Origin of the sequence: Neisseria lisongii (genome assembly GCF_028463985.1) — a bacterium.
Taxonomy (GTDB): domain Bacteria; phylum Pseudomonadota; class Gammaproteobacteria; order Burkholderiales; family Neisseriaceae; genus Neisseria; species Neisseria lisongii.
Window position 1 is genome coordinate 607,590 of the sequence record NZ_CP116766.1, and the last position, 13,612, is coordinate 621,201.

Annotated in this window: 14 protein-coding genes and 1 tRNA gene; 11 read left to right on the top strand and 4 right to left on the bottom strand. The window is 53.0% G+C overall.

Annotation, left to right across the window (positions count from 1 at the left end; all coding sequences use genetic code 11):
- Positions 1 to 60 precede the first annotated feature (60 nt).
- Together PJU73_RS02775 and pmbA are read right to left on the bottom strand one after the other, a co-directional pair.
- Positions 61 to 1,236 carry a glycosyltransferase gene (locus PJU73_RS02775; RefSeq protein ID WP_237090920.1) on the bottom strand — a complete coding sequence of 392 codons (1,176 nt, stop codon included), beginning with the start codon at positions 1,234 to 1,236 and terminating at the stop codon, positions 61 to 63.
- Positions 1,237 to 1,312: 76 nt separating this feature from the next.
- Positions 1,313 to 2,641 carry a metalloprotease PmbA gene (pmbA, locus tag PJU73_RS02780; protein WP_237090921.1) on the bottom strand — a complete coding sequence of 443 codons (1,329 nt, stop codon included), beginning with the start codon at positions 2,639 to 2,641 and terminating at the stop codon, positions 1,313 to 1,315.
- 97 nt (positions 2,642 to 2,738) lie between these two features.
- On the opposite strand from pmbA, the gene yjgA reads away from it, so the two are divergent.
- The 8 genes from yjgA to PJU73_RS02820 all read left to right on the top strand — a co-directional run bounded on the left by yjgA (position 2,739) and on the right by PJU73_RS02820 (position 10,471).
- Positions 2,739 to 3,248, top strand: coding sequence for a ribosome biogenesis factor YjgA (gene yjgA / locus PJU73_RS02785; protein ID WP_237090922.1), 510 nt, complete (start codon positions 2,739 to 2,741; stop codon positions 3,246 to 3,248).
- Positions 3,249 to 3,338: 90 nt separating this feature from the next.
- Positions 3,339 to 5,039: a single-stranded-DNA-specific exonuclease RecJ gene (gene recJ / locus PJU73_RS02790; protein WP_237090923.1), complete on the top strand. Its 1,701-nt coding sequence runs from the start codon at positions 3,339 to 3,341 to the stop codon at positions 5,037 to 5,039.
- Positions 5,036 to 5,350, top strand: coding sequence for a hypothetical protein (locus PJU73_RS02795; RefSeq protein WP_237090924.1), 315 nt, complete (start codon positions 5,036 to 5,038; stop codon positions 5,348 to 5,350). Before recJ ends, PJU73_RS02795 begins: the two co-directional genes overlap by 4 nt.
- A gap of 50 nt (positions 5,351 to 5,400) precedes the next feature.
- On the top strand, positions 5,401 to 6,378 hold the full coding sequence (locus PJU73_RS02800) for a DNA polymerase III subunit delta' (RefSeq protein ID WP_237090925.1): 978 nt from the start codon (positions 5,401 to 5,403) through the stop codon (positions 6,376 to 6,378).
- A 61-nt stretch (positions 6,379 to 6,439) separates the two neighbouring features.
- Positions 6,440 to 7,225 (top strand): TatD family hydrolase, encoded by a 786-nt coding sequence (locus tag PJU73_RS02805; protein WP_237090926.1) that lies wholly within the window; start codon positions 6,440 to 6,442, stop codon positions 7,223 to 7,225.
- Positions 7,226 to 7,931: 706 nt separating this feature from the next.
- Positions 7,932 to 8,945 (top strand): IS110 family RNA-guided transposase, encoded by a 1,014-nt coding sequence (locus PJU73_RS02810; RefSeq protein WP_237090927.1) that lies wholly within the window; start codon positions 7,932 to 7,934, stop codon positions 8,943 to 8,945.
- A gap of 99 nt (positions 8,946 to 9,044) precedes the next feature.
- Positions 9,045 to 10,211, top strand: a complete 1,167-nt coding sequence (gene metZ, locus PJU73_RS02815; RefSeq protein ID WP_237090928.1) for an O-succinylhomoserine sulfhydrylase — start codon at positions 9,045 to 9,047, stop codon at positions 10,209 to 10,211.
- Positions 10,212 to 10,264: 53 nt separating this feature from the next.
- Positions 10,265 to 10,471: a DUF2788 domain-containing protein gene (locus PJU73_RS02820; RefSeq protein ID WP_237090929.1), complete on the top strand. Its 207-nt coding sequence runs from the start codon at positions 10,265 to 10,267 to the stop codon at positions 10,469 to 10,471.
- 88 nt (positions 10,472 to 10,559) lie between these two features.
- On the opposite strand, the gene PJU73_RS02825 is transcribed toward PJU73_RS02820, so the two are convergent.
- Both PJU73_RS02825 and PJU73_RS02830 read right to left on the bottom strand, forming a co-directional pair.
- The gene (locus PJU73_RS02825; RefSeq protein WP_237090930.1) at positions 10,560 to 10,784 is read right to left on the bottom strand and encodes a tautomerase family protein; all 225 of its coding nucleotides are present in this window, start codon (positions 10,782 to 10,784) and stop codon (positions 10,560 to 10,562) included.
- Positions 10,785 to 10,905: 121 nt separating this feature from the next.
- Positions 10,906 to 10,981, bottom strand: a tRNA-Glu gene (locus tag PJU73_RS02830).
- Between the two features lie 228 nt (positions 10,982 to 11,209).
- Here PJU73_RS02830 and PJU73_RS02835 point away from each other — a divergent pair.
- The 3 genes from PJU73_RS02835 to PJU73_RS02845 all read left to right on the top strand — a co-directional run bounded on the left by PJU73_RS02835 (position 11,210) and on the right by PJU73_RS02845 (position 13,566).
- Positions 11,210 to 12,109 carry a recombination-associated protein RdgC gene (locus tag PJU73_RS02835; RefSeq protein WP_237090931.1) on the top strand — a complete coding sequence of 300 codons (900 nt, stop codon included), beginning with the start codon at positions 11,210 to 11,212 and terminating at the stop codon, positions 12,107 to 12,109.
- 94 nt (positions 12,110 to 12,203) lie between these two features.
- Positions 12,204 to 12,770 (top strand): dCTP deaminase, encoded by a 567-nt coding sequence (dcd, locus tag PJU73_RS02840; RefSeq protein WP_237090932.1) that lies wholly within the window; start codon positions 12,204 to 12,206, stop codon positions 12,768 to 12,770.
- Between the two features lie 214 nt (positions 12,771 to 12,984).
- Positions 12,985 to 13,566 (top strand): superoxide dismutase, encoded by a 582-nt coding sequence (locus PJU73_RS02845; protein ID WP_237090933.1) that lies wholly within the window; start codon positions 12,985 to 12,987, stop codon positions 13,564 to 13,566.
- Positions 13,567 to 13,612 lie beyond the last annotated feature (46 nt).

Below are 13,612 nucleotides of genomic sequence, written 5' to 3' on the forward strand. Positions count from 1 at the left end.
GATGTGTTGGTCGGGAAAATAAAACAGCTTCCGAATTATCGCCTGTTTCGCCGTGCCGAATCAAGGCTTGTTGTTGGCAATCAGGCGGGAAAATGTGTTTTTCAGACGGCCTGTAACGGCTGCTTCGCCAAATTCTGCCAAGCAGTTTTGCCGCAGGGTGTCGGGAGAATAGCGGTTTGGGTTGTCGTGCATATCGATGAGGGCTTGGGCGAGGGCGGCGGGATTGTCGGTCGGAACGAGCAGGCCGTTGTTGGGATTGACGATGGATTCCGGCCCGCCGCAGCGGGTGGCAATCAGGGGCAAGCCTTGCGACAGGGCTTCGATAAAGACAACGCCGAATGTTTCGGTGCGGCTGGCCAATACAAAAGCATGGCTCTGCCGCATCAGGGACAATACTTCGTCGGTTTTCAGACGGTCTGCAAACGAGACGGCACGGGCAATGCCCAAATCTGCCGCCATTTGCCGCAGTTTGGCGGCTTCCGGCCCGTCGCCGCCGATGTTCAAACGCATATTCGGACGTTGCTGCAGGGCTTGGGCGAAGGCGGGCAACAGAATGTCGAAGCCTTTGAGCTGCCGCAGATGGGCGACCGAGCAAAAGGTGAAAGGCTGCTGCGTTTTATCGGGAAAGGTAAACGCTTCGGCGAAGTTGCTGCCCAAAATATTCGGCAAATACTGCCAGTCCAATCCGTATTTTTGCTGGAGCAGGGCGCATAAATCACGGCTGACGGCGAAACGTGCGCTGCAGTTTTGTGCCGCTGCGTGCATGGACGGCCATTGGTTGCGGCGCACCAGATTGCGGGCAAAAATGCTGCTGTGTTCGGTAATTACGTAGGGAATGCCGTAGCGGCGGTAGATGGCGTGCGCCAGAATGCCGCCGTAGTTCATGGCGTGGGCGTGGACGGCATCGGGGCGGCCGTTGTCGGCGATATAGCGTTCAAACGCCGCCAGTCCGGCATTCACCCAGCGGATGCGGTCGATATCGACAATCGGACAGCGGGGGAAAAAATACATGCTGTCGTAGGCATAAGTGTTCAGTCCGCCTTGGCGGTGGCGGCGCAATCCGTAAGGGCCGGCGAACACGCTGGCCGGTTCGCTGCGCAGGTAGCGGAACATCGGGGCGATTACGCCGACAGTGCATCCGGCCCGCTGCAAGGCCTGCGCCTGATTGCGGAAGAATATACCGTCCACATCGTGTTCGGATTTGGGATACCAAGAGGGGATAACGACAATGTGCATGGCGGTTTCGGAATGGAAAGCGGAAAGGGCGTTTTTCAGACGGCGTGAGGCCGTCTGAAAAACGGTTGCAGGGAATTTATTCTCCGGCGACGGTCATCTCGCTGATGAGAATCGAGCCGATTTTGTTGGATGAGCGTTTCAGGGCATCGTCGGCTACGCCGCTGATGTTGCGGTACATATCCTGCAGGCGGCCGGCTACGGTTATGCCCTGCACAGGATAGGCAATCACGCCGTTTTCCACCCAAAATCCGGCGGCTCCGCGCGAATAGTCGCCGGTAATGGTATTGACACCCTGTCCCATCAATTCGGTAATCAACAGGCCGCTGCCCATTTCTTTGAGCAGGGCGGCTTGGTTGTTGTGGGTGTGGCTCAAATAGAGATTGTGTGCGCCGCCGGCGTTGGCGGTGGTCTGCATACCGAGTTTGCGGGCGCTGTAGCTGCTGAGGAAATAGCCGCAAATCACGCCGTTTTCCACCACAAAGCGGGGGGCGGTCGCCACGCCTTCGGAATCGAAATAAGTGCTGCCGAAAGCGCGGGGAATGTGCGGCTCTTCCCGCAGGTGGATAAAGTCGGGCAAGACCTGTTTGCCGATGCTGTCGATCAGAAAGCTGCTTTGGCGGTAGAGGGCGCTGCCGCTGAGTGCGCCGACCAAATGGCCGATCAGGCTGCCGGACAGCGTGGTGTCGAAAATGACCGGATAGCTGCCGGTCGGCACGCTGCGGCTGCCCAAACGGCGGGCGGTGCGTTCGGCGGCGGTGCGGCCGATGTCGGCGGCGGCTGCCATATCGCTGTGGCAACAGGCGCTGTCGTACCAATAATCCCGCTGCATGCCGTCTGAATCGGCGGCGACCACGCTGCAGGAAATGCTGTGGCGTGTGCCTTGCTGGTGTGCCAGAAAGCCGTGGGTGTTGCCATACACATATTGGTAATGGCTGTTTTGCACGCAGGCACCTTCGGAATTGCTGATGCGGCTGTCGGCTTCCAGCGCTGCCTGTTCGCATTCTTTGGCAAGGGCGACGGCATCTTCGGTGGAAATGTCCCATTCGTGGTAGCGGTCGAGATTGCCGCATTCGCCCGCCATTAATTCCGCTTCTGCCAAGCCGTTGCATTCGTCTTCGGCGGTGTAGCGGGCAATATCGACAGCGGCTTTGACGGTGTCGCTCAGGGCTTGGGCGGAAAAGTCTGCCGTGCTGGCACGCCCTTTGCGTTTGCCGACATAAACGGTGATGTCGAGCGATTTGTCCTGCTGGAATTCGATTTGTTCGATTTCGTTGAGGCGGACGCTGACGTTTTGCCCCAGCGATTCGCTGAAGTCCGCCGCTGCGGCATCGGCACCCATTTCTTGGGCCAGTCGGAGCGTGCGGCGGCACAAGTCTGATAATTCTTCCCGTGCGTGGTGAAACATGGTGGTAAAGTTCCGGATTTTGCTTGGCTGCATTGTAACTGTTTTCAGACGGCTCGTGTTAAAATACCCCGATTTGACACGATAACGGTAGAAAACCATGTTTGAGCAGGAAGACGAATGGGTCAGCAAAACCCAAATGAAAAAGCAGATGAACGATTTGCAGGATTTGGGTATGGCGCTGACCAAGCTTTCAAGCGACACGCTGAAAAAAATCGGTTTGGCCGACGATTTGCTCGAAGCGGTGCAGACGTATAAAAAAATCACCTCCAACAGCGCCCTCAAACGTCAGGCGCAATATATCGGCCGCCTGATGCGGGATACCGATCCCGAACCGATTGAACAGTTTTTGGCAAAACTGCGGGGCGACAATGCGGCACACAATGCCTTTTTGCAGCGTGTCGAGCAGGCACGGGAACGGCTGATTGCCGACGATGAAGCGTTTACCCGCTTTATGGCGGATTATCCGCACGCCGATGCCGGCAAAATCCGCACCCTGATCCGCAATACCCGCAAAGAGCAGGAACAAAACAAACCGCCGAAAAACTTCCGTGCGCTGTTTCAGGAAATCAAAACCGTAATGGAAAACGGCACAGCGGCGGAAGAATAATCAGTCAGCGGAGTAACGATTTTCAGACGGCCTGCTGTCTGATATTTTTATCCAAAATCAAAACACAAGAACAAGAAATTTAAGAAACTTATGTCCGTAAAAATCCAAACCCGTTCCGTCAATCAAGAAGTCTGTCAGGCGCTGGTGGCGGCAGGCACTGATCCGCTGATTGCCCGCCTGTGCGCCGCACGGCAGGTGAAGTCGGCCGCCGAATTGCAAGACCGGCTCGACAGCCTGTTGCCGTATCAGACGCTCACGCATTGCGAAGCGGCGGCGGTGCGGCTGGCGGATGCCGTGCAGCGGCAGGAAAAAATCCTGATTGTGGCGGACTACGATGCCGACGGTGCAACAGCGTGTTCGGTCGGCATCAAAGGCCTGTCGGCAATGGGCGGCGTGGTCGATTTTCTCGTTCCCAACCGTTTTGAACACGGCTACGGCTTAACCCCCGAGCTGGCGGAACTGGCGGCGGCGCAGAATGTGGATTTGCTGGTTACGGTCGATAACGGCATCGCCAGTCTGGCGGGCGTGGCACGGGCCAAAGCATTGGGTTTGGACGTGGTGGTAACCGATCACCATTTGCCGGCAGAAAGCACGCCCGACTGCATTATCGTCAATCCCAACCAAAAAGGCTGCGGCTTTGCCAGCAAAAGTCTGGCGGGCGTGGGCGTGATTTTTTACGTTTTGATTGCACTGCGTGCCGAATTGGAACGCCGGGGCCATTTTTCAGACGGCCTTGCCAAGCCGAATCTGGCCGAATTGTTGGATTTGGTGGCATTGGGAACCGTGGCCGACGTGGTGCCGCTGGATCACAACAACCGCATTTTGGTATCGCAGGGGCTGAAGCGGATACGTTCCGGCAAAATGCGGCCGGGCATACGGGCATTGTTCGACATCGCCCGCAGAGACTGGCGTAAAGCCCAGCCGTTTGATATGGGGTTTGCACTCGGACCGAGAATCAACGCCGCCGGACGCTTGGACGATATGTCGGTCGGCATTGCCTGCTTGCTGGCGGAAAACGATGCCGAAGCCCAAACGCTGGCGGCGCAGCTCAACCAGCTTAATATCGAGCGGCGGGAAATCGAACAATCCATGCTGCAGGACGCACTCAACGCCTTTCCCGAAACCTTGCCGGCAGGGCAGACCACGCTGGTTGCCTATCGGGACGACTTCCATCAGGGCGTGGTCGGCATTGTCGCCAGCCGTCTGAAAGACCGTTTTTACCGCCCAACCATCGTATTTGCACCGGCAGACAACGGCGAAATCCGGGGATCGGGGCGATCCATTCCCAATCTGCACCTGCGGGACGCTTTGGATTTGGTCAGCAAACGCCACCCCGATTTAATCATCAAATTCGGCGGCCATGCGATGGCGGCGGGTTTGAGCATATACGAAAACCGGATTGCCGATTTTCAGACGGCCTTTGAAGCCGCCGTTCAAGAAATGTTGGACGAAGAAGACCTGTCGCAAACCTTTATCACCGACGGCAGCCTTGCCGCCGCCGACATTACCCTCGAACAGGCGCAAAACCTTGCCCGCCAAGTATGGGGACAGGGCTTCGCCCCGCCGAGTTTTACCGACAAATTCCGTGTGCGCCGCCAGCAGCCGATGGGTGCGGAAGGCAAACACACCAAAGCCTGGCTGGAAAAAGACGGCTGCGAATTTGAAGCCATGTTCTGGCGTTGCAACGACGAATTGCCGCCGTTTATCCGCACCGTTTACCGCCCCGTCGCCAACGAATGGCGCAACCAGACCGAACTGCAACTTTATATCGATTATTGGGAAGCGGCGTGAAGCTGCGGGATATTCGGCTGTATATTCCGACTTTAATTGGTATTTTATTGCTGGGCATGGCAGTATGGATGAAAATCGATGCGCTGGCAGAAGCGGCATTGTGTGCAGATTTGACCTGTATGGGCAAAGACTATATCCCGCCGCTGTCTAATCTGTACGGAATAATATTGGTCGTGTTGATGTGGCTGCTTCAGGCACGGTTTTTTTTGATTGATAAAAAAACTGATCAATACCGTAGGCAAATTTGGCTGGTTTGGCTGGTGTACGGTATTTTGGCAGCGGCATTGTTGTCGGTTATTGTGCCGATTTGATTTTCAGACGGCTTATTTCTGAAACGCTATTCTAAAGAAATGAACAGATCATGATTTACCCTTGGCACGAACAGGCATGGCGGCAGCTTGCCGAACATTGGCACAGCCGACCGAATGCGTGGCTGATTGCGGGGCGGGAAAACACCGGTAAAACCGCATTTGCCCGACATTTGGCGCAGGCATTATTGTGCGAATCGCCCGACAGCCGCCACCAAGCCTGCGGACATTGCCCCTCGTGTCATCTGTTTGCCCAAGGCGGACACCCCGATTTTTACGAGCTTGCGCCCGAAGCCGCCGAAGGCGAAACAGCGGCACGCAAACTGCAGCAGATTAAAATCGATGCTGTGCGCGATGTGGTGGACAAACTCTATCTGAGCGCCGTACGCGGCGGCTTGCGGGTGATTTTAATCCACCCCGCCGAAAGCATGAACACACAGGCAGCAAATGCTTTATTGAAAGTTTTGGAAGAACCGCCGCAAGACGTGGTGTTCCTGCTGGTGTGCCACGCACGGGACAAACTCTTGCCGACCGTCAAAAGCCGTTGCCGCCAACTGCTGTTGCCCGCCCCCGATTATGCCCAAGCACTGGCGTTTCTGCAGGCGCAGGGTGTGGACAATGCCGCCGCCAAACTGGCGTTTCACAGTGGCGCTCCATTGTTTGAAACAGATGAATTTTCAGACGGCCTGCGTGCCGGTTTGCTCGACCTGCTGGCGCAGCCCCGCCTGCTGGCGATTTTGGACTATGCCGCCGAGTTCGACAAACACAAACAACCCTTGGCGGCGGGCATAGACTGGCTGCAGAAATGGCTGCTCGATGTCGGCTTGGCGCAGCAGAATATGCCGCCGCTGTATTACCCCGATTACGCCGATGCCGGCCGCCAAGTCGCCGGACGCACCCGCCCCGACAAACTGTTCCGCCTGATGGATACTTTGAACAAACTCGCTCCCTACGGCCGCCACACGCTCAACGTCAGAATGCAGATGGAATCGCTGCTGATTGACTATCTGGCGTTTTGGCAGAATAAATAAGGGCAGCGGGCAGGCGTTGCAGGGAAAATAAGCATTTGAAACACACACCACGGATTACACCATGTATTTAATCGATTCACACTGTCATTTGAATTTTGAAGGCCTTGCCGGACGGTTGGGCGAAGTGTTCGCCAATATGGCGGAACAAGATGTGCGGCAGGCGCTGGCAATCAGCGTCAGCCGTGAGAGTTTTCAGGAAGTTTTGGCGATTGCCGAGCAAAACGAGCAGGTTTATTGCACCGTCGGTGTCCACCCCGACAGCCAAGAAGCAGCGGAATTTACGGTCGCCGAAATGGTGGCGGCGGCGCAGCACCCCAAAGTGGTCGGAATCGGCGAAACCGGTTTGGATTATTACTGGTGCAAAGGCGATTTGGCATGGCAGCACCAACGTTTTGCCGACCATATCCAAGCCGCCAACGAAAGCGGTTTGCCGGTGATTGTGCATACCCGCGATGCAGCGCAGGATACGCTGCGGATTTTAAAGGAATGCAACACCAATTCCGGCGTAATCCACTGTTTTTCCGAAGATATTGCCTTTGCTAAAGCTGCATTGGATTTGGGACTGTATATTTCGTTTTCCGGCATTGTAACCTTTAAAAATGCACCGCTGATTCAGGAGGCGGCGAAATATGTGCCGCAAGACCGGATGCTGGTGGAGACCGATGCACCGTTTCTTGCCCCTGTGCCGAAGCGGGGCAAGCCCAACGAACCGGCGTATGTGCGCCATACGGCGGAATTTGTCGCCAAGTTGCGGGGCGAAACTCTGGAAGAGTTGGCGGCCTATACCACCGAAAATTTCTACCGCCTGTTTGCCAAAGTAAAACCGTGGCAGGGCGAGGCTGTCTGAAAAACGGCGGTAAACTTGAAAGCCGTCTGAAATAGGTGCAGAATGTTTACTTATTAACTTTTGTGCCACTATAGTGGATTAACTGAATAATCCATACAATTTAATCCGGCACTTGTAGGATGCGAGCCAAAGCACGCACCTGTTCTGTGAGTTTTATGTCGAAGCCGTCTGAAAATCTGATTTTAGCCACGCAGAAACTCGCTTTACTCATTTTCAGACGGCATTCATGTGGAATTTAAAGAACACGTGCATGCTTAGGCAAGCACACTACACACCGCTCCCCGTCCCGCTGGCGGGAAGGGTGGTTCACTTTGGTTGTAATATTTTTTTGGTTAATTCATTATATGTGGAAAAACCTGATTTTCAGACGACCTCATATAGTTAAAACACTGAATTTCCCATACCAAAGCAGGCGTAGGTTGTGGTTGGCGAGGCACGAGCGTAACCCAACAAAATCTTATGTTTCAAGGTTTTTTAAATTAATGTTGGGTCTCGACCCAACCTTGTATAAGAAACACCAACCACAAGATAAAATAAAAAGCCCCCGATAGAAGCAGCTATCAGGGGCGGGATTGAAAACAGAGTTGTACGCCAACCTTGGGCTTCAAAGCCCGCGACGTAGATAAAAGCCTGTTTTCAATGTCCAAACACCCCGAATAGTATCATAGACATGCTGTGCATAGTCTGCATTCACAAGGTTAGGAGCATGATGGACACCCCATTTTATTTTATCGGCATCGATATTGCCAAGTTAAAGTTCGATGTCGCGGTCAAAAAATCCGCAAAAGTGTATCAACACCACCAGTTTGAGAACCATCCGCAAGGATTTGCTGCTTTGAGCGAATGGCTGAACAGCTTTTCGGATAAGCCGCTCTATATCGTGATGGAGGCGACAAACGTCTATCACGAAAGGTTGTGCGAATACTTATATGCGGCCGGACATTCGGTAGTCGTGATTAATCCCAAATGTGCCGCCAACTTTGCCAAAGGTTTGAACTTACGTTCCAAAACCGACAAAGCGGATGCCAAATTACTTGCCCGCTTAGCCGAAAGCTATATTCATGAGTTTGACCTGTGGCAACCGAAAGGCAATAACGAACAAGCCTTATTGCGCCAACTTCGCCATCTCGAACATTTAAAAGCAGCGCTGGCGAAAGAAAAAGTCCGGCTGCAGATGCTGTTGGACGAGTATGCAATGGTTTCATCCGAACGTCTGATTGCTTTTCTTGAGTGCGAAGTCAAAACCGTTGAAGCGCATATTCATCAGTTGGTGAAACAGGATGAGCAGTTGAAACACAACCATCGTCTGCTGAGCAGTATTCCCGCCATCGGCAAAAACACAGCCTGTTGGCTGCTCGCCATACTGGGCGACGGCACTCGTTTTAAAAACGGAAGGGCTGCTGCGACCTACGCCGGACTGACCCCGATGGTCAGACAATCGGGAACGAGTGTAGATAAGCGGGTCGGTATCTCCCGTATCGGACAGAGTGATTTGAGGAAGATACTCTATATGCCGGCCGTGTCGTTTTGCTTTGGCAAATATAAGGACAGTATTTACAGCCCGTTTGTCCAACGCTTGCTGGAGCGTAATAAACTGGCGAAAAAAGCCGTGATTGTGGCTCTGATGCGTAAACTCGTGACCATTGCCCAATCTGTATTGAAGTACCAACAACCCTTTAATGAAGAACGCTATGCGAAAATGTGTCTGGATAAGGCTTGATTTATTGGGGGGCTTATAGTATCTACGCCTTGTTTAAAAACCGTATGGATTATTAGGTTAATTCACAATAGACGAAACAATATACTGGAGAGAACGGACATGACAAAAAAACTGCACCCGCAAACGCTGGCAATCCGGGGCGGCAAAGAAGAAACGCAATATCGGGAACACAATCAGGCGCTGTTTATGACCAGCAGCTTTATGTGGGAAAGCGCCGCCCACGCCGCCGACCTGTTTTCCAAAAAAGTCAAAGGCTTCACCTATACCCGCACCGCCAACCCGACCACCGCCGCTTTTGAAAAACGTTTGGCGCAGTTGGAGGGAGCGGAGCGGGCTGTTGCCACGTCCAGCGGCATGTCGGCGATTCAGGCAGCGTTTTTCACCTTTTTGCAGGCGGGCGACCATATTGTTTCCGGTCGCGGTCTGTTCGGCACCACCGCCGGTTTTATCGATACCGTTGTCCGCAAATTCGGCATTGAAGTCAGCTATGTTTCGACCACCGACATCGGCGAATGGCAGGCAGCAATCCGCCCGAATACCAAACTGTTTTTCTTAGAGACCCCGTCCAACCCCTTGGGCGAAGTCGCCGATTTGCGTGCCTTGGCGGATTTGGCGCACCGGCACGGCGCACTCTTGGCAGTGGACAACAGCCTGATGTCGCCTTACGGCCAACGGCCGCTGGAGCAGGGAGCCGATATTTCCGTACAGTCCGCCACCAAAGCCTTGGACGGCCACGGCCGTGTTGCCGGCGGCGTATTGGCAGGTTCGGAAGCCCTGATGGCGCAGGTAGCAGTGTATTGCAACTCCTGCGGCTTGGCGATTTCCCCGTTTAATTCATGGGAACTGTTGAGCGGCATCGAAACTCTGTCGCTGCGCATGGAAAAACAGTTCGCCCAAGCGCTCGCCGTCGCCCAATGGCTGCAAACCCAACCGCAGGTCAAAGCCGTTTACTATTCCGGCCTGCCCGAACACCCGCAACGTGAGTTGGTTGAACGCCAGCAAAACGGCGGCGGCATCGTTATCGGTTTCGAGCTGGAAGATCAGGCGGCCGCATGGAAAGTGATCGACAGCGTGGAAGTATTTTCCCGCACCGCCAATCTGGGCGATGTCCGTTCCACCATCACCCACCCGTGGACCACCACCCACGCCCGCATGTCGCCTGAAGACAAATTAGCCGCCGGCATCACCCAAGGCCTCGTGCGCCTGTCAGTTGGCTTGGAAGTTGTGGAAGATTTGATTGACGATTTAAAACAGGCATTTGCCTGATTTTCAGACGGCCTTAACCGCCGTTGTTTAAACGATAAAAGGAAACACACATCATGGATGAAGCCGTATTCTCCACCTGGGCGCTGCGTATCTGCCTAACAGTATTGATTGTTTTTTTAGGATTTATTGTTTGGAACTTAGGTAAAGAATCCCAAGCCGGCAAATTCGGCATGGCCATGCTCTTCCTCGTATTAGGACTGGGCGTGTTCGGCTTTATCTTCAAAGAAATCCTGATCAACTTTTTGGTATTGCCGAAATAACAGTGTTTTGAATTGAAACCAAGCCGTCTGAAAACGGGAAAACCCGATTTTCAGACGGCATGTTTCTGTTTTGCTGTAAAAAATCGGCCTAAGGTTGCTTGGATTTAGCCGCTTCGGCGCGTCTAACGCTGACGCTTTTGCCGCCTATGCCCCAGTTGTCCATATCGACTTCATCAATCACGACGACGGTGGTTTCGGGATTTTTGTTGAGTACCCGTGATAATAATTCGGTTACGCCCTGAATTAGTTCGGCTTTTTGTTCGACACTCGGCGCTTCGCTGCCGCCGGTTACTTTGATATTGACGTAAGGCATGGTTTTTTTCCTTAATTGTTGAACAAACGGGAAGAATAAAGGATTTGGGCTGATTTGAAAAGGCGGGCGGGAAGTAGGGAAGACAGAAAAACAAAAATCTGCCGTTTGGCAGATTTTGGGGTGGCACGCCCACGGGGATTCGAACCCCGGTTGCCGCCGTGAAAGGGCAGTGTCCTAGGCCTCTAGACGATGGGCGCATACCGAAGAAGCCGAGATTATGCCGAGGTTTGAAACGGCTGTCAAGCGTTTTGGGAATTATTTTGCCTTAAAACCCGCGGTTTTAGCTTTGCAGAAACTCGGTTTACTCGTTTTAGCTTCGCAGAAACTCGCTTCGCTCGTTTTCAGACGGCCTGTGGTGCTTCGGGCGATGGTACGGTCGGCGACAATCTGTGTATAATAGCGGGGTTTTAAGGAAAGGATTGACGATGTGGTTTAAGCAGATCAGTTTTTATCCGCTCAATCGGGAAAAGTTACCTGATTTGGAGTTGCTGGCGGACAAGTTGGCGGCGGCGGAATTTGTGCCTTGTCAGGGTTTGGACTGGTTTAGCGAGGGCTTTGCTGCGCCGGTGGCGTTTTCGCCGGAAGCGGTGTTTCCTGCCGACTATACTTGGCGGGTTGCCTTGAAAAAAGAGGAAAAAGTGTTGCCTGCCGGTGTGATTCGGGATATTTTGGACGAAAAAGTGCTGGAAATCCAAAATAACGAGGGTCGGAATGTCGGCCGCAAGGAAAAGCAGGAATTAAAAGATATTATCACCGATGATTTGCTGCCGAGGGCATTTACCCGCAGCAGCCGTGTTCAGGCGGTGTTTGATACCCGGCGGGGTTTTTTGCTGGTGAATCATGCGGCGCAGAGCAAGGCTGAAAATGTGCTGACCAAGCTGCGCGAAGCCTTGGGCGGTTTGGAGGCGGCGCTGCCGCAAACCAAACAGTCGCCTTCGTCGCTGATGACATCGTGGTTGCTCAACGGCGGTTGCGAGGGCGGTTTTGAGTTGGACAGCGATTGTGAATTAAAAGGCAGCGGCGATGTTGCGCCGACGGTGAAAATTTCCAAGCAGGATTTAACGGCTGATGAGGTGGTGCAACACGTTAAAAACGGCAAAACCGTTACCCAGCTTGGTTTGGTGTGGCGCGACCAAATTGCGTTTGTGCTGACGCAGGATTTTACCCTCAAGCGTATCCAGTATTTGGATGTTTTGCAGGAAGAGGCCGAAAGCAGCGGTGATGATGCCGCCAGCCTGATGTTTGCTTCGCAGATTTTGATGACCGAAGCGCTGGGCAGTATGCTGGAAGAGCTGGTATCGCTGTTGGGCGGCTGGCAGGCATGATTTTCAGACGGCCTGACACACAAAGCCGTCTGAAAACGGAGATTATATTGTATTGCCGCCAAGCGGCGAACCGTCAAATCAAAAAGGAATTTTCATGAGCATTAAATCCGACAAATGGATACGCCGCATGAGCGAGCAGCACGGCATGATTGAGCCGTTTGAGCCGAACCAGATTAAAGAAGTCAACGGCCAGCGGATTATTTCCTACGGCACATCAAGCTACGGCTACGATATCCGTTGCGCCAACGAGTTTAAAATCTTTACCAATATCAACAGCACCATTGTCGATCCGAAAAATTTCGACCCGAAAAACTTTGTTACTGTGGAAGACGACTGCTGCATTATTCCGCCCAATTCCTTTGCTTTGGCGCGGACGGTGGAATATTTCCGCATCCCCCGCAACGTATTGACCGTTTGTCTCGGCAAATCGACTTACGCCCGCTGCGGCATTATTGTCAATGTAACTCCGTTTGAGCCGGAATGGGAAGGCTATGTAACCCTTGAATTTTCCAATACCACACCGCTTCCGGCGAAAATCTACGCCGGCGAAGGCGTGGCGCAGGTACTGTTTTTTGAAAGCGATGAAACCTGCGAAACTTCGTATAAAGACCGTAACGGCAAATATATGGGTCAAACCGGCGTAACCTTGCCGAAAACCTGACACGCCCGATTTTCAGACGGCCTGAATGCCCTGTTTTTATTCCCGCTATTTGAATAAAAACAGGGCATTTTTTGTGAAAGTTGAGCAGAACGGATAACAAGGGTAGAATAACGGGATTGCCTTTTAGGGCAATAAGAAACCATTTCCGGCAAAGCGCCCGAACTGTTTCTTCACAAAACACACCAAAGAAAGCAACGATATCAGGAGCATCAACATGGAACATAAATTACCGCAATTACCATACGAATTGGACGCTTTAGAGCCGCATTTGTCTAAAGAAACCTTGGAATACCACTACGGCAAACACCATCAAACCTACATCACCAACCTGAACAACCAAATCAAAGGCACTGAATTTGAAGAACTGTCTTTGGAAGAAATCGTGAAAAAATCCAGCGGCGGCGTGTTCAACAACGCAGCCCAAACTTGGAACCACACGTTCTACTGGCTGGGCTTCACGCCTAAAGGCCAAGGCAAACCGGCGGGCGAACTGGCAGCCGCTATCGATGCCAAATGGGGCAGCTTCGAGCAATTCCAAGAAGCCTTCGGTGCTTGCGCCGCCGGTACATTCGGTTCAGGCTGGGCTTGGCTGGTGAAAACTCCTGCGGGCGAATTGGATTTGGTATCGACTTCCAACGCCGCTACGCCGCTGACAACCGAAAACACTCCACTGCTGACCTGCGACGTATGGGAACACGCCTACTACATCGACTACCGCAACAGCCGTCCTAACTACTTGAAAGGTTTCTGGGAAATCGTGAATTGGGACGAAGTGGCCAAACGCTTTGCTGCTTAATGTGAAGTGGAACAAGACATCGTTGTGATGTTTTAAGCTGTTGAAA